The organism is Stenotrophomonas sp. GD04024, from assembly GCF_029837545.1.
GTDB classification, from domain to species: Bacteria; Pseudomonadota; Gammaproteobacteria; order Xanthomonadales; family Xanthomonadaceae; genus Stenotrophomonas; species Stenotrophomonas forensis.
On the sequence record NZ_JAOEDV010000018.1, the window covers coordinates 1 to 19,384 of the forward strand.

General features: G+C 66.3%; 15 protein-coding genes. 12 read left to right on the forward strand and 3 right to left on the reverse strand.

Annotated features, from left to right (window positions below; translation table 11 throughout):
• The first annotated feature begins 32 nt into the window (after nucleotides 1-32).
• From N7590_RS08295 to N7590_RS08305, 3 genes are read left to right on the forward strand one after another with little or no spacing between them, the layout of a single operon-like run.
• On the forward strand, nucleotides 33-1,181 hold the full coding sequence (locus tag N7590_RS08295; protein WP_164241228.1) for a pyridoxal phosphate-dependent aminotransferase: 1,149 nt from the start codon (nucleotides 33-35) through the stop codon (nucleotides 1,179-1,181).
• Between the two features lie 14 nt (nucleotides 1,182-1,195).
• A complete protein-coding gene (locus tag N7590_RS08300) occupies nucleotides 1,196-2,002 on the forward strand; it encodes an amidohydrolase (RefSeq protein ID WP_164241227.1) in 807 nt (268 codons plus the stop codon).
• Between the two features lie 26 nt (nucleotides 2,003-2,028).
• Nucleotides 2,029-2,466: a hypothetical protein gene (locus tag N7590_RS08305; RefSeq protein WP_053450289.1), complete on the forward strand. Its 438-nt coding sequence runs from the start codon at nucleotides 2,029-2,031 to the stop codon at nucleotides 2,464-2,466.
• A gap of 151 nt (nucleotides 2,467-2,617) precedes the next feature.
• Here the strand turns inward: N7590_RS08305 and N7590_RS08310 are convergent, their stop codons facing one another.
• Genes N7590_RS08310 through N7590_RS08320 form a run of 3 tightly spaced genes read right to left on the reverse strand, consistent with a single transcriptional unit; the run spans nucleotide 2,618 to nucleotide 6,039 of the window.
• Complete coding sequence (locus tag N7590_RS08310) at nucleotides 2,618-4,252, reverse strand: pseudouridine synthase (protein ID WP_164241226.1); 1,635 nt, start codon at nucleotides 4,250-4,252, stop codon at nucleotides 2,618-2,620.
• Nucleotides 4,245-5,120 (reverse strand): SMC-Scp complex subunit ScpB, encoded by an 876-nt coding sequence (scpB, locus tag N7590_RS08315; protein ID WP_053450287.1) that lies wholly within the window; start codon nucleotides 5,118-5,120, stop codon nucleotides 4,245-4,247. The genes N7590_RS08310 and scpB overlap by 8 nt, the downstream gene beginning before the upstream one ends.
• A gap of 13 nt (nucleotides 5,121-5,133) precedes the next feature.
• Nucleotides 5,134-6,039: a ScpA family protein gene (locus N7590_RS08320; RefSeq protein ID WP_006456456.1), complete on the reverse strand. Its 906-nt coding sequence runs from the start codon at nucleotides 6,037-6,039 to the stop codon at nucleotides 5,134-5,136.
• A 376-nt stretch (nucleotides 6,040-6,415) separates the two neighbouring features.
• Between N7590_RS08320 and N7590_RS08325 the strand changes: the two genes are divergently transcribed.
• The 9 genes from N7590_RS08325 to N7590_RS08365 all read left to right on the forward strand — a co-directional run bounded on the left by N7590_RS08325 (nucleotide 6,416) and on the right by N7590_RS08365 (nucleotide 19,383).
• Nucleotides 6,416-6,715, forward strand: coding sequence for a YciI family protein (locus tag N7590_RS08325; RefSeq protein WP_053510492.1), 300 nt, complete (start codon nucleotides 6,416-6,418; stop codon nucleotides 6,713-6,715).
• Between the two features lie 20 nt (nucleotides 6,716-6,735).
• The gene (locus tag N7590_RS08330; RefSeq protein ID WP_040007399.1) at nucleotides 6,736-6,987 is read left to right on the forward strand and encodes a BolA family protein; all 252 of its coding nucleotides are present in this window, start codon (nucleotides 6,736-6,738) and stop codon (nucleotides 6,985-6,987) included.
• A gap of 149 nt (nucleotides 6,988-7,136) precedes the next feature.
• Nucleotides 7,137-8,174, forward strand: coding sequence for a LacI family DNA-binding transcriptional regulator (locus N7590_RS08335; RefSeq protein ID WP_006456453.1), 1,038 nt, complete (start codon nucleotides 7,137-7,139; stop codon nucleotides 8,172-8,174).
• Nucleotides 8,175-8,250: 76 nt separating this feature from the next.
• Complete coding sequence (locus tag N7590_RS08340) at nucleotides 8,251-11,307, forward strand: TonB-dependent receptor (protein ID WP_053510485.1); 3,057 nt, start codon at nucleotides 8,251-8,253, stop codon at nucleotides 11,305-11,307.
• Nucleotides 11,308-11,558: 251 nt separating this feature from the next.
• A complete protein-coding gene (locus N7590_RS08345; protein WP_053450284.1) occupies nucleotides 11,559-13,163 on the forward strand; it encodes a glucoamylase family protein in 1,605 nt (534 codons plus the stop codon).
• Between the two features lie 4 nt (nucleotides 13,164-13,167).
• On the forward strand, nucleotides 13,168-14,508 hold the full coding sequence (locus N7590_RS08350; protein ID WP_164241224.1) for a sugar ABC transporter substrate-binding protein: 1,341 nt from the start codon (nucleotides 13,168-13,170) through the stop codon (nucleotides 14,506-14,508).
• A complete protein-coding gene (locus N7590_RS08355; RefSeq protein WP_005410323.1) occupies nucleotides 14,505-15,386 on the forward strand; it encodes a sugar ABC transporter permease in 882 nt (293 codons plus the stop codon). Before N7590_RS08350 ends, N7590_RS08355 begins: the two co-directional genes overlap by 4 nt.
• Nucleotides 15,383-16,219, forward strand: coding sequence for a carbohydrate ABC transporter permease (locus N7590_RS08360; RefSeq protein WP_006456347.1), 837 nt, complete (start codon nucleotides 15,383-15,385; stop codon nucleotides 16,217-16,219). The genes N7590_RS08355 and N7590_RS08360 overlap by 4 nt, the downstream gene beginning before the upstream one ends.
• Entirely contained in the window at nucleotides 16,216-19,383 is a 3,168-nt protein-coding gene (locus N7590_RS08365; RefSeq protein ID WP_164241223.1) for a discoidin domain-containing protein, read from the forward strand. The genes N7590_RS08360 and N7590_RS08365 overlap by 4 nt, the downstream gene beginning before the upstream one ends.
• Nucleotide 19,384 lies beyond the last annotated feature (1 nt).

The following is a 19,384-nucleotide window of genomic DNA, read 5'->3' on the forward strand; positions in this document are numbered from 1 at the left end:
CCGGAATCTCTCTCCTCCCATTCCCCAGGCCGATGCAACCGAACACCAAGCTGCCCAAGGTCGGTACCACGATCTTCACCGTGATGTCCCAGCTCGCCGCCGAACACGGCGCGGTCAACCTCGGCCAGGGCTTCCCGGACTTTTCCGCGCCGCAGCGCCTGATCGATGAAACCGCCAGGGCGATGGCCACCGGGCTGAACCAGTACCCGCCGATGACCGGCGTGGCGCCGCTGCGCCAGGCCATCGCGCAGAAGGCGCTGGACTGCTACGGCGCGCAGGTGGATGCCGACAGCGAGATCACCGTCACCAGCGGCGGCACCGAGGCCATCTTCAACGCCATCCACGCCGTGGTGCGTGCCGGCGAGGAAGTGATCGTGCTCGACCCGGCCTACGACTGCTACGAGCCGGCGATCGACCTGGCCGGCGCCAAGGCCGTGCATGTGTCGCTGGACCCGCAGACCTTCGCCGTCGACTGGGATCGCGTGCGTGCGGCGATCACCCCGCGCACCCGCATGCTGATCGTCAACACCCCGCACAACCCCTCCGGCGCGATGCTGTCGGCGCAGGACATGCAGGCGCTGGCCGAGCTGTTGCGCGGCACGCAGATCTACCTGATCTCCGATGAGGTGTACGAGCACATCATCTATGACGGCCGCCGCCACGAGTCGGCGCTGCGCTACCCGGAACTGCGCGAGCGTGCGTTCGTGATCTCCAGCTTCGGCAAGACCTACCACTGCACCGGCTGGAAGATTGGCTATGCGATCGCGCCGCCGGCGCTGACCGCTGAGTTCCGCAAGGTGCACCAGTACAACACCTTCACCAGCTTCGGCCCGGCACAGTACGGTTTCGCCGCGATGATCCGTGACGAGCCCGAGCATCACCTGGAGCTGGGCGCGTTCTACCAGGCCAAGCGCGATCGCTTCCGCGAGCAACTGGCCGGCACCCGGCTGAAGGCGCTGCCGGTGCCGGGCGGCTATTTCCAGCTGGTCGATTACTCGGCCATCAGCGATCTGCCGGACCATGAGTTCGTGAAGTGGCTGACCATCGAGAAGGGCGTCACCGCCATTCCGCTGTCGCCGTTCTACGAGAACCCGCCGGCCGGCCAGCGCCTGGTGCGGCTGTGCTTCGCCAAGAACGAAGCGACCATGGACGCGGCGATCGAACGCCTGCGTTTGCTGTGAGTGGGGCGCTGAACATGCAGGACCTGCGCATTTCCCTCGTCCAGGGCGACACCCGCTGGCACGACCCGGCCGCCAACCGTGCCTATTACGGTGCGTTGCTGGCGCCGCTGGCCGGCACCACCGACCTGGTGATCCTGCCGGAGACCTTCACCAGTGGCTTCTCCAACGAAGCCATCGCCCAGGCCGAAGGCATGGACGGCCCGACCGTGGCCTGGGTGCGTGAGCAGGCCAAGGCGTTGAACGCGGCAGTGATCGGCAGCGTGCAGCTGCGTGAGGGCGAGGGCGTCTACAACCGCCTGCTGTTCGCCACGCCGGACGGTGCACTGCAGTACTACGACAAGCGTCACCTGTTCCGCTATGGCGGCGAACACGAGCGCTATGCCGCCGGCCGCGAGCGCCTGAGCGTGGAGTGGAAGGGCTGGCGGATCAATCCGCAGGTCTGCTACGACCTGCGCTTCCCGGTGTTCTGCCGCAACCGCTACAACGTCGAGCGCCCCGGGCAGCTGGACTTCGACCTGCAGATCTTCGTCGCCAACTGGCCGTCGGCGCGTGCCTACGCGTGGAAGACGCTGCTGCGTGCGCGGGCCATCGAGAACCTGTGCTTCGTGGCGGCGGTCAACCGCATCGGCGTGGACGGCAACCAGCTGCATTACGCTGGCGACAGTGCCGTGATTGATTTCCTTGGCCAGCCGCAGGTGGAGATCCGCGAGCGCGAGCAGGTGGTGACCACCACGATCTCTGCCGAGGCGCTGGCCGCGCACCGCGCACGCTTCCCTGCGATGCTCGATGCCGATGCCTTCCACCTGGACGAGCGCGCCTGAGTGCTGCCTTCCCACCGGATGACACCATGAAATTCTCCCTGCTGCTGGCCCTGGGCCTGCTCGCCACCGCGCTGACCGCTCCTGCGGCGCAGGCGGCCGGCAACATCGACTGCGACCTGCGCTACAACCTGTCCGGCTGGTCGCTGTTCTACAAGACCGCCTCGGGTACCGGCACCATCCAGTGCACCAACGGCGCGCGCATTCCGGTGCGCATCAAGGTCACCGGCGGTGGCCTGACCGTTGGCAAATCGAAGATCGTCGACGGCAAGGGCCGCTTCACCGGCGCCTATTCGCTGGACGACCTGCTCGGCAAGTACGTGGCGCTGGGGGCGCACGCCGGCGCGATCCGCTCCGGTGGTGCCGTGGCGATGACCAAGGGCGACGTGTCGCTGGCGCTGGCCGGTAGCGGCCGTGGCTGGGACCTGGGTGTGGACGGCTCCTCGTTCGTGATCCGGCGCCGCTGAACCCGCGAAAAGGGGACGGAGGGAATTAAGTCGTTTTTGCCGTTCGGCGCGCACTGTGGCAAAAACGACTTAATTCCCTCCGTCCCCTTTTTCTTGCGCAACGAAAAACCCCGGCCGGAGCCGGGGTTTCTCATTTCAAGCGTATCGGCGATCAGCCGCCGCGCGGGCCGCTGCGGCGCGGGCCGCCCGGACCGCGGTTGCCGCCGGGGCCACCCGGGCCACGGTTGCCACCCGGACCACCGGGACCACGGTTACCGCCCGGGCCACGGTTGCCGCCGCCCGGACCACGGCCGCCCGGACGGGCGCCGTGTGCCGGCTTCGGGCTGCCGTACGGGTTGAAGCCCGGGGTCGCGTGATCGGACGGGAAGCTGGGGGCATTGCCCGGATGGCCGTACGGGTGCTTGTTGCCCTGGCCCTGCGAGCGGTTGCCCGCGCCGGCCGGACGACCCTGGCCGCCTGCGCCGCCACGGCCTTCACCACCGAAACCGCCACGGCCCTGGCCGCCACCGGCGCCTGCGCCCGGCCCCTTCGGCTTGCCGTACGGACGGCCCTGGCCGCCTGCACCCGGACCACGGGCACCCGGGCCACGTGCGCCCGGACCGGCGTTGCGATGGCCGCTCGGGCCGGTGCTTACGCCATCCGGCACGTACCAGGTGCGGAATGCCGCCGGATTGCCTTCCGGCAGCGAACGGTCGTTCTTCTGTGCGCGCTGCTTGAACGGCTTCTGCGACTGCTTGGCCGCGGCTTCACCGCTGACAGTCAGGCCGCCCTTGAAACCGCCGCCCTTGCCACCGCGACCACGGCCGCGATCTTCGCGCACGTTGTCGAAGCGACGCAGCTCGCGGCCTTCATCAGCGGTGTTGTGGCCGTTGACGTAGGCATTGCCACGGCCACCCTCGCGCACGCGCACGGTGGTCTTGGCGGCGCGGCGCTGGCCGATCACCGGCTGCAGCGTCAGTGCCGACGGCGCGCCTTCTTCCAGCTTCAGCTGCGCGCGCAGGGCTTCCACCTGGGCGGTACCCAGTTCCACCGAATGGCCGCGGGCCAGTTCGCGCGGCAGGCTGACCTTGCCGTAGCGGGTGCGCTTCAGGCGGCTGACCTGGCAGCCCTGCGATTCCCACAGGCGGCGCACTTCGCGGTTGCGGCCTTCCTTCACCACGACGCGGAACCAGTCGTGCGAATCCGTGCCGCCGATGCGCTCGATCTCGTCGAACTTGGCCGGGCCGTCTTCCAGTGCAACGCCGCGGGAGAGGCGGTCGACGATGGCGTCGGAGACCTTTTCCTCGCCTTCCGGGGCGCGCACGCGCACCACGTACTCGCGCTCGACCTCGAACGACGGGTGCATCATGGCGTTGGCCAGCTCACCGTCGGTGGTGGCCAGCAGCAGGCCGGTGGTGTTGATGTCGAGGCGGCCGATCGCGATCCAGCGCGCGCCCTTCAGCGGCGGCAGCGATTCGAACACGGTCGGGCGGCCTTCGGGGTCTTCGCGGGTGGTCACTTCGCCTTCCGGCTTGTTGTAGACCAGCACGCGCGACGGCTCGGCCAGGGCGGTGGCGACGAAGCCGCGGCCGTCCAGCTCGATCTTGTCGCCGCTCTTGACCGACATGCCGGTCTGCGCGACTTCACCGTTGACCTTGACCAGGCCTTCGGCGATGCGCTGTTCCAGCGCGCGGCGCGAGCCGAGGCCGGCCTGGGCCAGCACCTTGTGCAGGCGCTCTTCCAGCTTGAACTGTTCGGAGGTGGCTTCGCGCTTCAGCGAGAGCTTGTTACGGGGGGTGTCACTCATCAGTTTTGCTCCGGCCGACGGTTTCGAGGTCGGCCTCTGGTTCGGAATCGGCTTGGTCAACAGCCACGGTCGTCATCGCGACGGCGTTGTCTTCGCGTTCGTTCACTGGCACCGCGCGCTCGCCCGGCGCGGAATCGGGATGCCCATCATCGAAGGGCGAAGGTGCTTGCTCATCGGAGGCCGAGGCAGGGGCTGCATCGGCGGAATCGGGGGTGTCACTGCCGGAACTGCCGGCATCATCGTTTGCGGCAGCGCCATCGGCGCCGGCCGAGATGTCCGGACCGTCAGCACCGGCGGCGGCCGGTACGTCGCGGTCCAGGGCCAGCTGGGGGTCCAGCTCGCCCAGGTCCTTCAGTTCCGACAACGGCGGCAGTTCGTCCAGGCGCTTCAGGCCGAAGTAGTCCAGGAAGCCCTTGGTGGTACCGAACAGGGCCGGCTTGCCGGGTACGTCGCGGTGGCCGACCACGCGGATCCACTCGCGTTCTTCCAGCGCCTGGATGATGTTGCTGCTGACCGCCACGCCACGCACCTGCTCGATCTCGCCGCGGGTGATCGGCTGCCGGTAGGCGATCAGCGCCAGGGTTTCCAGGGTGGCGCGGGTGTAGCGGGTCTTGCGTTCGGTCCACAACCGGCTGATCCAGCCATGCACTTCGCCGGTGACCTGGTAGCGGAAGCCGGAGGCGACCTCGACCAGTTCCACGCCGCGGCCTGCGCAGGCTTCCCGCAGGCGTTCCAGCGCACGTTCGATGCTGCCCGGCGGTGCCGGTTCCTCTTCCGGGAACAGGTCCTTCAGCTGGGCCAGAGTGAGCGGCTGGCTGGAGGCCAGCAGGGCACCCTCGACAATGCGGTCGATCAGCGATTGATCCATCGGCAGTCAGCGCTCACTCGTCCGCATTGGCGGCGTCGTTGTCGTCGAACTCGCTGCTGAACTGCAGCGGGGCATTGGTGTTGCCGGCCGCCAGCGACTTCACGTAGATCGGCGCCAGCGGTTCTTCCTGGACGATGTCCAGCAGCTGTTCCTTGGCCAGTTCCAGCACCGCCAGGAACGTGACCAGCACGCCCAGCTTGCCTTCTTCAGCAGTGAACAGCCCTTCAAAACGATAGAACTTGCCATCTTCAAGCCGGCCGAGCACTTCGCCCATGCGTTGCCGCACGCTCAGTGCCTCGCGCTTGATGGCGTGGCCGCTGAACAGCTCGGCGCGCTTGAGCACGTCGTGCAGCGCCAGCAGCATTTCCTTCAGGTCCACCGGCGGCGGCAGCTTCACCGTAGCGCGTTCGGGCATGAAGGCGTGTGCCAGGCTGGTGTCGCGGTCCTGGCGGGGCAGGGCGTCGATGTCCTCGGCGGCCTGCTTGAAACGTTCGTACTCCTGCAGGCGGCGCACCAGTTCGGCGCGCGGGTCGGCTTCGTCGCCTTCCTCGCTGACCGGGCGCGGCAGCAGCATGCGCGACTTCACCTCGGCCAGGATCGCGGCCATCACCAGGTACTCGGCAGCAAGCTCGAAGCGCAGCTCGCGCATCACGGTGATGTATTCCACGTACTGCCGGGTGATCTCGGCCACGGGGATGTCCAGCACGTCCAGGTTCTGCCGGCGGATCAGGTACAGCAGCAGGTCCAGCGGGCCTTCGAAGGCATCCAGGATGACTTCCAGCGCGTCCGGCGGAATGTACAGGTCCTGCGGAATCTGCAGGACCGGTTGCCCATGCACCACGGCCAGCGGCATTTCCTGCTGCTGGGGGGCGGGCGGCCGGGTTGGCGGGTTCGCGTCGAGCGCGAGTTCGGAAGTCATCTAATGGACATCAGGATTGCAACGGACCAGTCGCGGCACCGGGATCGCCGGGCCTGCGCCACGGAGCCCCAGGGCACCAGACACGCCGGGATCGGCGCGATTCCACACATATCAAACAGCAGGACGCGCCGCAGGGAACGGCAGCGACAGAACTACGGGGAGGTCGTCTACGTGGCCCGGCCGGATGGTCCGGTTTTGAAGCAGCGGGACGGTCGTCGGGGGCTGCGTTGGCCGCAAAAACCGACGGGCTGCTGCATCCAGCCACGTGCAATGGAGCCTAGGGTAAGCCTTTGTCGCGCCAGTGTCCAGCCGGGCCGGGGCAGCGGGCGCATTGGCTAGAATCTGCGCACCCGACAACGCAAGCGAGGAAATGCCGGTGTGGTATGTGATCGAAGGGTATGACGGCCAGGACGTGCTGGCGCAACGGCTGCAGGCGCGGCCGGAACACCTGGCGCGGCTGCACGTGCTGCGTGACGAGGGGCGCCTGCTGCTGGCCGGGCCGTGCCCGGCGGTGGACAGCGAAGACCCCGGCCCGGCCGGTTTCAGTGGTTCGGTGGTGATCGCGCAGTTCGAATCGCTGGTACAGGCCCAGGCCTGGGCCGATGCCGATCCGTACGTGGCCGCAGGCGTCTACACCCGCGTGCAGGTGCGTCCGTTCCGCAAGGTACTGCCGTGAACGCGGAACGGATCGAACGGATGCGTGATGCGCTGCAACAGGCACTGGCGCCGAGCGTGCTCGAGATCGAGGACGACAGCCATCGCCATGCCGGGCATGCCGGCGCGCGCGACGGGCGCGGCCATTTCAACGTGCATGTGGTGAGTGAACGCTTCGCCGGACTGGGCCCGCTGGCCCGGCATCGCGCGGTCTACGCCGCGCTGGGGTCGATGATGGACACCGATATCCACGCCTTGTCCATCCGCGCACAGACCCCGTCAGAACAGGGCTGAGCCCTTGTCCCGCACTGTCCTGGCCGGTCCCTGCCGGGCCCCGCCATGGACAGATTTCCATGTCCATTTCAGGACATTCGCCTAACGGACTGTTTACAAGCCCAGATGGAAACGCTTACATTCCGCGCCAATGCTGGTAGGTCCAAGCCGTGGAGGGCGGCTTCGTGAACAAGGCAGCTATCACAATCAAAGACGTCGCTCGCGAAGCCCGGGTCTCCGTGGCCACGGTTTCCCGCGCGCTCAACGGGCATGAAAATGTCGCCGAACCGGTCCGCCAGCTTGTGCTGGAGGTGGCCGCACGGCTGCGTTACACCCCGCACGCCGCCGCCCGCAGCCTGAGCAGCCGCCGCACCAATACGGTGGGCGTGGTGCTTCCGGACCTGTACGGCGAATTCTTCTCCGAGCTGATGCGCGGCATCGACAACGTTGCCCGCAACCGCCGCCAGCACCTGCTGGTGTCCAGCTACCACGGTGACCAGGAGCAGCAGGGCGCGGCCCTGCGTGCCATGCGCGGCCGCGTCGACGGCCTGCTGGTGCTGTCGCCCTATGCCGAGAGCCCGGGCTTCCTGACCGACAACCTGCCGCAGTCGCTGCCGACGGTGTTGATCAACACCTATCTGCCCGGGCAGGACCACCCGGTGCTGAGCATCGACGACCATGCCGGCGCGATGGCGATGACCCGCCACCTGCTGGATGCCGGCCACCGCCGCATTGCGTTCATTTCTGGCCCGGACCTCAACTTCGACGCGCGCGAGCGCCTGCGCGGCTTCCGTGACGCGCTGGCCGCATTCGGCAGTGGCGCCGAGGGCATCGAGCTGCCCGGTGATTTCGACGAAGCTTCCGGCCATCGCGCCGGTCAGGAGTTGCTGGCAGCCGGAGCGCTGCCCGATGCCGTGTTCGCCGCCAACGACATGATGGCCCTGGGTTGCCTGTATGCGTTCACCCAGGCAGGGGTCCATGTGCCGTCCGATGTCGCCCTGGCGGGTTTCGATGACATTCCACTGGCGCGTTTCGTCCACCCGTCGCTGACCACCATGCAGGTCAGCATCGCCGAGCTTGGCGATCGGGCCATGACGCGCCTGATGCAGTTGATGGACGGCACCTCCACGGACGGGACAGGGGACAAGCAGACCCTGGTTCCCCGCTTGATAGTTCGCGATTCCACCACTCCGCCATCCGGCCGTTGAAGCCAGAGGCGTTCCTTCTTTTTTGATTGATCGCAGGGACCGCGCAAGCGGTCACCGCCACCCGGAGATTGAGTTGATGATGCACACCACCTTCCGCACGCCGGCACGCCGGCTGCTGAGCACCGCACTGGTCAGCTGCCTGATGCTGGCCGCCGCTCCGAACGTCATGGCGCAGTCGGCCAATGCCAGCCTTCGTGGCCAGGTGGCCGGCGCCCAGGCAGGCACCGAAGTCACCGCCACCAACGTGGCCACCGGCATCGTCCGCCGCGGCACCATCCGTGCCGATGGCAGCTACTCGCTGATGGGCCTGGACCCGGGTACCTATGACGTGGTCGCCAATGGCCAGTCGCAGAAGGTCACCGTCACCGTGGCCTCGACCGCTACCCTGAACTTCGCCGGTGCGGCCAGCAGCACCCCGGGTTCGACCGCAGCGACCAACCTCGACACCGTCAATGTCGTCGCGCCGACCCTGCTGCAGGAAGTGCGCACCTCCGAAGTCGGCAAGACCGTCAGCCTGCAGCAGATCCAGACCACCCCGCAGGTCTCGCGCAACTTCCTGGAGTTCGCCGACGCGGTCCCGGGCATGATCTTCACCCGTGATGCCAAGGGCAACACCTCGCTGCGCGGCGGTGCCACCAATGCCGATGGCACCAATGTCTACATCGATGGCGTGGGCCAGAAGAGTTACGTGAAGGGCGGCGGCGTCGCCGGCCAGTCCGGCAGCGCGGGCAACCCGTTCCCGCAGCTGGCCATCGGCGAGTACAAGGTCATCACCGGCAACTACAAGGCCGAGTATGGCCAGGTCTCCAGTGCCGCCGTCACCGCGGCGACCAAGTCGGGCACCAACGAGTTCAAGGGTGAGGCGTTCTACCGCTACACCGATGAAGACATGCGTGCGATGACCCCGGCCGAGCGCCAGCCGAACAAGTCGAAGATGGTCTCGGCCGAGAAGGAATACGGCTTCGCCCTGGGCGGCCCGATCATCCAGGACAAGGCCCACTTCTTCGTCACCTATGAAGCCAAGCGCTTCGACCTGCCGGTGACCATCGCGCCGCACGGCGCGGTGACCAGCAAGGCCGACCGCGTGCCGGCCGACGCACAGGCGGGCCTGGGCCCGGCCAGCCAGCCGTTCCAGCAGGACCTGATCTTCGGCAAGATCGACTTCGAGCCGACCGACAACGACCGCCTGGAACTGACCTTCCAGGACCGTGACGAAACCCAGCAGCAGTTCTCGGACCAGACCGCGCCGATGCACGGCAAGGAAACCAAGAACACCGACCGTCGTTACGCGTTGCGCTGGAACCACAGCGGTGAGCGTTACTACAACGAGCTGATGGTCACCCACGAGGATTCGTTCAACAATCCCAAGCCGCTGAGCATGGGCAACGGCTTCAACTACACTGCTCCGGACGGCGCCAACGAAGAGCGCCCGATCGTCTCGATCGGCGGCTCGTCGGCGATGTCGTCGCAGGTGAAGGGCCAGAAGGGCTGGTCGATCGAAGACAACCTGACCCTGGATGGCATCCAGTGGGCCGGTGACCACACCATCAAGATGGGTGCCAAGTACAAGCAGATCGACCTGTACGCCTCTGATGCGGCGCAGATCAATCCGCAGTTCTACTACACCATCGACAATCCGACCTTCCCGGACAGCATTCCGTACAAGGCGCAGTTCGTGAAGCCGGTGACCGGCGTGTCCGGCGTGTCCGGCGAAGTGCGCTCGAAGGTCAAGCAGATCGGCCTGTTCATCCAAGACGACTGGCAGGTCAACGACCACCTGCAGCTGAACCTCGGCCTGCGCTGGGACTACGAGAAGAACCCGTCCTACCTGGACTTCGTGACCCCGCCGGAAGTGGTCAATGCGCTGTTCGCGCAGGACCCGCGTGCTGCGGCTGGCCAGAGCTACGCCGATACGCTGGCGCTGAGCGGCCTGAACATCAACGACTACATCAGCAACGGCCACAACCGCAAGGCGTTCAAGGATGCCTGGCAGCCGCGCCTGGGCTTCTCGTATGACATCAATGCCGACGAGCAGCACGTGATCCACGGTGGTGCCGGCCGTTCCTACGACCGCGACCTGTTCGACTACCTGCAGCTGGAAACCACCAAGCTGGCGCTGCCGCAGCCGACCATCTACTTCCGCAACCCGGCCACCGGCCAGTGCTTCCAGGGCAACGCCGCCTGCTATGACTGGAACCCGAACCTGCTCAATGGCATCGGCAACCTGCAGAGCCTGGTCGGTTCGACCAGCAATGCCGGCCTGGAAGTGGACCTGCTGAACAACAACCTGAAGGTGCCTTACGCCGACCAGTTCAGCCTGGGCATGAGCAACCAGATCGGCGAGTGGCTGACCGACGCCACCATCTCGCGCACGCTGACCTACGACGGCTTCGCCTTCACCCTGGGCAACCGCTATCCGACCGGCAACTTCTTCGATGACCCGCGCCTGTGCGGCGGTACCCAGGCCGGCCTGGGCCAGGCCTGGAGCTGCAACGTGCCGGGCTTCGGCAGCCTGATCATCGGCCAGCAGGGCATCAAGACCCGCGCCACCCAGATCCTGCTGTCGGCGCAGAAGCCGTTCACCCAGGAAAGCGGTTGGGGCACCTCGATCGCCTACACCTGGACCACCGCCCGCCACAACCGTGACATCAACGAGCACTACGCGTTCGACCGCGGCGTGATCGGTGACTACCCGACCATCCGCTCCAACGGTGCGCCGCGCCACCGCCTGGTGGTGACCGGATCGTACGCGGGCTTCTGGGGCATCACCTTCGGTGGCAAGCTGACCCTGGCCACCCCGACCGCGATCAACGACTGGTACGGCGTGCCGCAGGCCAACGGCTTCGACCTGCCGACCCCGATGGCGGCGGTTCCGGGTGGCAATGGCCGGTTCCTGCTGGGTGGCAAGATCTTCGGCTACCGTTCGGTCGACCTGCAGGCCACCAAGACGTTCAAGATGCCGGGCGATACCGAGCTGTATGCGCGTATCGACATCATCAACGTGTTCAACTTCGACAACTTCTCGAACTACAACTACTACAAGAACGGCAAGCTGACCGCGAGCTACAACGAGACCGGCGACATCGTCGGTACGCCGCGCCAGGTGAAGGCTGAAGTGGGCTTCCGCTTCTAAGAGGTCCAGCCTGCAGCAGTACTCCGATGCCGCCGGTCCGCCGGCGGCATCGGCAGGATGAACAACGGCAATGGCCGGCCGCGTGCCGGTCCATTGCCCACGCCGCTGCCGGCCAGGGGGCAGCGGCGTGGGCAATGATCGCGGTGTCAAACCACGTTTTTCGTGGTTTTTTCAGCCTGCACCTTGTAAACGATTTCAGATCATTGGACGTTATGCTTTCCCATCGATCAGACCACCGGAGGAACCGCGCCATGCAGGCACGCCATCTGTTGTCCGCCGCAGCGTTGAGCCTGGCCGTGGCCGCCTGCCAGCCGGCCCAGCAGGAGCCTGCCAAGCCGCGGCCGCCGGTGATCCTGATCGAGGCCGATGCACCGCCGCGGCCGATGAAGCCGGAGCTGCCGCCGCTGTTCGACGACATCGAGCGCCGCACCTTCCAGTTCTTCTGGGACACCACCAACGAGATCAACGGCCTGACCCCGGACCGCTATCCGTCGCGGCCGTTCGCCAGCATCGCCTCGGTCGGCTTCGCGCTGACCGCCTATCCGATCGGCATCGAGAACGGCTGGGTCAGCCGCAACCAGGCGATCGACCGCACCCTGACCACGCTGAAGTTCTTCCGCGACGTGCCGATGGGCCCGCAGCGCACCGGCAAGGCCGGCTACAAGGGCTTCTACTACCACTTCCTGGACATGCAGGAAGGCCGTCGCTACGACAGCTGGGTCGAGCTTTCGTCGGTGGATACCGCGTTGCTGATGATGGGCGTGCTGTTCGCGCAGTCGTACTACGATGGCGACGATCCGCGCGAGAAGGAAATCCGCCAGATCGCCGACACGCTGTACAGGAAGATCGACTGGCCGTGGCTGCAGCAGCGTGCACCGCTGATCTCGATGGGCTGGTTCCCCGAGAGCGGCTTCATCGACCACGACTGGATGGGCTACAACGAGGCGATGATGGTCTACATCCTTGCCCTGGGCTCGCCGACGCACCCGGTCAGCCCGGATGCCTGGACGGTATGGACGCGGACCTACGACAACGACTGGGGTGTCTACCAGGGCCAGGAATACCTGTCCTTCGGCCCGCTGTTCGGCCACCAGTACAGCCACGTCTGGATCGACTTCCGCGACATCCAGGACGCGTACATGCGCGAGCGCGGCAGCACCTATTTCCTCAACAGCCGTTCGGCCGCGCTGGCCCAGCGCGAGTACGCCATCGCCAACCCGATGCAGTGGAAGGACTATGGCGAGAACGTGTGGGGCCTGACCGCCAGCGACGGCCCGCAGAACACCACCCAGGAATACCGCGGCGAGCAGCGCCAGTTCCGCCATTACTCTTCGCGCGGCGCCGGCCTGCGCGAGAACTTCGATGATGGCACCATCGCCCCGACCGCCGCGATCGCGTCGGTGGTGTTCGCGCCCGAGCAGGTGATCCCGGCCACGCTGGAGATGCATAAGCGCTATGGCGACTACATCTATTCCAGCTACGGTTTCCTGGATTCGTTCAATCCCAGCTTCAACTACGACATTCCAATCAAGACCGGTCGCCTGGTGCCGGATCGTGGCTGGGTCGCCAGCGACTACATCGCCATCGACCAGGGTCCGATCCTGACCATGATCGCCAACTACCGGAATGATTTCGTCTGGGAAGTGATGAAGAAGAACCCGTACATCCGCAAGGGACTGGAGCGGGCCGGGTTCAGTGGTGGCTGGCTGGCGCCGGAAGGCTCGTTCCAGCCGCTTGAACTGCAGAAGGACGAAAAGGCCGCGGCGGCACGCGCGGTGGGTATCGCCGAATCACGCGCGGCTGCCGCGCAGGAACAGAAGAACAATGCCAACCGCACCACAGGCCAGGGCAAGTAACCCGATGCCGAACTGGATCGACCGCCTGCGCCGCTGGGCGCTGCCTGCCCTGGCCGCACTGGCCGTGGCCGGCTGCGCCCGCACCGAGCCGGGCACCACCACCGTGCGCTTCTGGGCGATGGGCCGCGAGGCCGAAGTAGTCAGCGAGCTGATTCACGAATTCGAAGCGGAGAACCCCGGTATCAAGGTGGATGTGCAGAACATTCCCTGGACCGCCGCGCACGAGAAACTGCTGACGGCGTTCGCCGCCGACGGCCTGCCGGACGTGTGCCAGCTCGGCAACACCTGGGTGCCCGAGTTCGCCGAACTCGACGCGCTGACGCCGCTGCAGCCGTTCGTGCAGCGTTCGTCCGTGGTGGACCCGAAGGACTACTTCCAGGGCATCTGGGATACCAACGTGATCCATGGCGAGCTGGTCGGCGTGCCGTGGTATGTCGATACCCGCCTGATCTACTACCGCAAGGACCTGCTGGCCAAGGCCGGCTACGACCATCCGCCGCGCACCTGGCAGGAGTGGGACAAGCAGATGGCCGCGATCAAGAAGATGCAGGGGCCGAACCGTTACGCGGTGCTGATGCCGATCAACGAGTTCGAGCAGCAGCTGTCGCTGGCGCTGCAGCAGCCCGATCCGCTGCTGCGCGACGATGACACCCGCGGCAATTTCGCCAGCCCGGGGTTCCGCCGCACGCTGGCCTTCTACGCCAACATGTTCGAGCAGGGCTGGGCGCCGAAGATGTCCGAGACGCAGATTTCCAACGTCTGGGACGAGTTCTTCCGGGGCTTCAACGTGTTCTACATCTCCGGACCCTGGAACATCCGCGAGTTCAAGAAGCTGCAGCCGAAGGAGCTGGAAGGGCAGTGGGGCACCGCCGCATTGCCGGGCCCGGACGGCCCCGGGGCCGGCATCGCCGGTGGCACCAGCCTGGTGATCTTCCGCAAGTCGCAGCAGAAGGAAGCCTCGTGGAAGCTGATCGAGTTCCTGTCGCGGCCGGAAATCCAGGCGCGCTTCCACTCGATCATCGGTGACCTGCCGCCGCGCCGCAGTACCTGGAATGCGCCGTCGCTGGCCAACGATCCGCTGGCGGTTGCGTTCCGTGACCAGCTGGAGCGGGTCAAGCCGACGCCGAAGGTGCTCGAGTGGGAGCGCATCGTGCAGGAAATGCGCATCGTCACCGAGAAGGTGGTGCGTGGTGGCCTGCCGCAGGACAAGGCGGTGGAAGAGCTGGACCAGCGCGTGGACAAGGTGCTGGCCAAGCGCCGCTGGATGCATGAACAACAACGCCTGCAGCAGCGTGCGCCGTCGCCGCAATCGAGCAGTGCCGTGGCCGCCGGGAGCGCGCAATGAAACGTACTTCACTTGCCGGCTGGATCTTCGCCGGCCCTTCGCTGATCGTGCTGGGCGTGTTCTTCGGCCTGCCGGTGGCCTCGGCGCTGGCGCTGAGCGTGACCGACTTCGACCTCTACGCGCTGGCTGACAGCAGCAACCTGCGCTTCGTCGGCCTGGGCAACTACATCGATCTGCTGCAGACACCGATGTTCTGGAAGTCGTTGTGGAACACCACCTACTTCGTGCTGATCGGCGTGCCGTTGTCGATCGGCGTGTCGCTGGGCGCGGCGATGCTGCTCAATGCACCGGCAGCGCGCTTCAAGGCGCTGTTCCGCACCGCGCTGTTCGCCCCGGTGGTGACCACCCTGGTGGCGGTGGCAGTGATCTGGCGCTACCTGTTCCATACCAGCTACGGGCTGGTGAACTACGGACTGGGCCATCTGGGCATCAGCCCGATCGACTGGCTGGGCGATCCCAACTGGGCGATGCCGACCATCATGCTGTTCGCGGTGTGGAAGAACTTCGGCTACAACATGGTGATCTTCCTGGCCGGCCTGCAGGCGATCCCGCATGACCTGTACGAGGCCGCGCGCATCGACGGCGCCTCGCGCTGGAAGCAGTTCCTGCACATCACCCTGCCGATGCTCGGCCCGGTGCTGCTGGTGGTCGGGGTCATTACCGTGTCCGGCTACTTCCAGCTGTTCGCAGAGCCTTACGTGATGACCCGTGGCGACCCGCTGCAGAGCACCGTCAGCGTGCTGTATTTCATGTTCGAGGAAGGCTTCAAGTGGTGGAACCTGGGACGCGCCTCCGCGGTGGCGTTCCTGCTGTTCCTGATCATCCTGGCGGTGACCACCGTGATGCTGCGTTTCGGCCGCAAGAGGCAGTTGGTATGAGTCGTGAAATCGGCCAGTCGCGCTGGTACCCGTGGATGATCAATGGTGCGTTGCTGGTGCTGGCCCTGGTCAGCCTGGCGCCGCTGCTGTGGATGGTGTCGGTCTCGTTCATGCCGCAGGGCGAGGCCAGCCATTTTCCGCCGCCGCTGCTGCCTTCGAGCATCACCACGCACAACTACCATGAGCTGTTCGCGCGCACCGGCATGGGCGGCAACTTCGCCAACAGCCTGCTGGTGTCGCTGGGCATCACCATCGGTTCGCTGCTGCTCAACACCATGGCCGGCTATGCCTTCGCCAAGCTGAACTTCGTCGGCCGCGAGCGTCTGTTCCAGGTGCTGATGGCCGCGCTGGTGATCCCGGCGCAGGTGGCGATGCTGCCGCTGTTCCTGCTGATGAAGCAGCTGGGCCTGGTCAACAGTTTCGGCGGCGTGATCGTGCCGGCGCTGGCCAGCGTGTTCGGTATCTTCCTGGTCCGCCAGTACGCGCGTTCGATCCCGGACGAGCTGCTGGAAGCGGCGCGCATCGACGGGGCAGGGGAGCTGCGCATCTTCTTCCAGATCGTTCTGCCGATGCTCAAGCCGGTGCTGGTGACCCTGGCGATCTTCACTTTCATGGGCGCGTGGAACGATTTCATGTGGCCGTTGATCGTGTTGACCGACCAGGAGCACTACACTTTGCCGGTGGCACTGGCCACCCTCTCGCGCGAACACATCATGGACGTGGAAATGATGATGGCCGGCGCGGTGGTCACCGTGGTCCCGGTGCTGGCGCTGTTCCTGGTGCTGCAGCGGTACTACATCCAAGGTCTGTTGCTGGGGAGCGTCAAAGGATGAAGCGAGTGATCGCCGTTGGATCGGGCCTGTTGTGGACCTCCCTGGCGATCGCCGCGCCGCCTGCGCTGCCGGCTCCGAAAGTGCTGGACGATTTTGACGATATCGGCGCCTGGAAACTGGTGCTGTCCGACCAGGTCAGTGGTTCGTTGCGCCCGGTCAGTGGTGCCGGTGGTGGCCGCGCGCTGTGCCTGGACTACGATTTCCACAAGGTTTCCGGCTACGTCGGCATCCGTCGCGGGCTCAACATCGAGTACCCGGTCAACTATCGCTTCGGCTTCCAGCTGCGCGGTGATTCGCCGGGCAATGACCTGCAGTTCAAGCTGATCGACGCCAGCGGCGACAACGTGTGGTGGGTCAACCGTCCCGGCTACAGCTTCCCCAAGGCGTGGACGCCGGTCGAATACCGCCGCCGGCAGATCGACAAGGCATGGGGGCCGTCGCCCGAGAAGGAGATGGCGCGCAGTGCCGCCGTCGAGTTCACGATCTACAGCAAGGTCGGCGGCCGGGGCACGGTGTGCTTCGACAAGCTGACCCTGCAGGGCCTGCCGCCGCAGGATGATTCAGCGCTGGTGCCATCGGTGATCGCCGATACCGCCACCGCGCTGCAGGACCGCATGATCGACGGCAAGAGCGATACGTTCTGGATCAGCGGGGGCGTCAAGCAGCAGACCATCAGCCTGGACCTGCACAAGAGCCGCGAGATCGGCGGTGCGGTGATCGACTGGCTGCCGGATCTGGAAGCGCGCCGCTATACCGTGCGTACCTCGGAGGATGGCCGCGACTGGCGCACCGTACGCGAAGTGACCAGCGGTGCCGGTGGCCGCGACTGGCTGGCGCTGCCGGATACCGACGCACGCTACGTGCGCTTCGACCTGCAGGATGGCCCGAACTGGCGCTACGGCATCCGTGACATCGCGCTCAAGCCGCTGGCCTTCGCTGCCACTCCGAATGCGTTCCTGTCGTCGGTGGCCGCCGACCTGCCGCGTGGTGCACTGCCGCGCGCCTATGTCGGTGAACAGCCGTACTGGACCCTGCTGGGCCTCGATGGCGGCCAGGAGCAGGCGCTGATCAGTGAGGACGGCGCACTGGAGCCGGCCAAGGGCAGCTTCAGCATCGAACCGTTCATCCGGCTCGATGGCAAGCTGCTGGACTGGTCGAAAGTGGCCATCACCCAGTCGCTGCAGGACCACTATCTGCCGATCGCCAACGTCGACTGGGTACACGAGAAGGTCGGTCTGGCGGTGACCAGCTTCGTGCAGGGCACGCCGGAGCGCGCGCAGCTGATCGGCCGCTACCGGCTGAGCAATCCGGACAAGGTCGCGCACGAGTACACCCTGGCACTGGCGATCCGCCCGTGGCAGGTCAACCCGCCGACCCAGTTCCTCAACACCGTCGGCGGCTTCAGCCGCATCGATGCGCTGGATGTCGGCGAACAGCTGGTGCGGATCAATGGTGAGCCGCGCATCTACCCGCTGCAGGTGCCGGACGCGCGCTTCGCCAGCACGTTCGACGGCAAGCTCGATGCGATGCATCTGGCCAGCGGCAAGTACCCGGCCACCACGGCGGTGAAGGACAGCACCGGCATGGCGTCGGGCGCGCTGATGTATACGATCAAGCTGGAGCCCGGCCAGAGCCGCGAAGTGGCGGTGGTACTGCCGCAGACCGGCGGCTGGGCGCCCAGGGCGCTGGATGTGGCCAAGGCCCAGGCACAGGTGGCCGAGCAGTGGCGACAGAAGCTGGGCGTGGTCTCGCTGCAGGTGCCGGCGGCCGGCCAGGCGCTGGTCGACACCCTGCGTACCGCGGTGGCGCACATGCTGATCTCGCGCGTTGGGCCGCGCCTGCAGCCGGGTACGCGTTCCTACGCGCGCAGCTGGATCCGCGATGGCGCGATGATTTCCGAAGGCCTGCTGCGCATGGGCCGCAGCGACGCCGTGCGTGACTACATCAACTGGTATGCGCCGTACCAGTTCGAGAACGGCAAGGTGCCGTGCTGCGTCGACGCGCGTGGCAGCGACCCGGTACCGGAGAACGACAGCCACGGCGAGCTGATCTACAGCATTGCCGAATACGGGCGCTATACCGGCGACAGTACCTTCGTCGAACTGATGTGGCCGCACGTTCAGGGCGCCTATACCTACATGGAACAACTGCGCGCCAGCGAGCGCACCGAGGAAAACCGGGCGCGCAACCCGGCCTTCTACGGCATGATGCCGGCCTCGATCAGCCACGAAGGCTATTCGGCCAAGCCGATGCATTCGTACTGGGACAACTTCTGGGCACTGCGCGGTTACAAGGACGCTGCGCTGCTGGCGACCCAGCTGGGCAAGGTCGAGGCGATGCAGATCGCCGAATCGCGCGACCAGTTCCGCGATGACCTGCAGGCCTCGCTGCTGTCGGCGATGCAGCAGCACAACATCGATTACCTGCCGGGTTCGGCCGAGCTGGGCGATTTCGATGCGACCTCGACCACCATCGCGCTGGCCCCTGGCGGTGAGCAGGGCCGCCTGCCGCAGCAGGCACTGGAAGCAACCTTCGAGCGCTACTGGAAGGAATTCGTGGCCCGCCGCGATGGCAAGCGGGAGTGGAAGGACTACACCCCGTACGAGTGGCGCAACGTGGCCGCGTTCGTGCGCCTGGGCTGGCGCGACCGTGCCTGGCAGGCCACCGGGTTCTTCTTCAATGACCGTGCGCCGCAGGCCTGGAACCAATGGGCGGAAGTGGTGTCACGCACGCCGCGCAAGCCGTTCTTCGTCGGTGACCTGCCGCACGCCTGGGTCGCCTCGGACTTCGTGCGCTCGGCGCTGGACATGTTCGCCTACAGCCGCGACATGGACGACGCACTGGTGCTGGCCGCCGGCGTGCCCGCCGCGTGGCTGCAGGGCGAGGGCATCGCCGTGCAGGGCCTGCGCACGCCGCAGGGCCAGCTGAACTACCGCCTGCAGCGTAGTGACAAGCAACTGGTGCTGGAGCTGCAGCCGGGCCTGGTGCCGCCGGTGGGCGGCGTGGTGCTGCCCTGGCCGTACAGCGGTGATCCGGGCGATGCCACCGTCAACGGTGAAGCGGTCGAGTGGATCAACAAGGAACTGCACTTGCACCAGCTGCCGGCGCGGGTCGAGATCGACGTGCCGAGCGCGGTGCGCCGCGCCGAACGCAAGGGACAGTAAC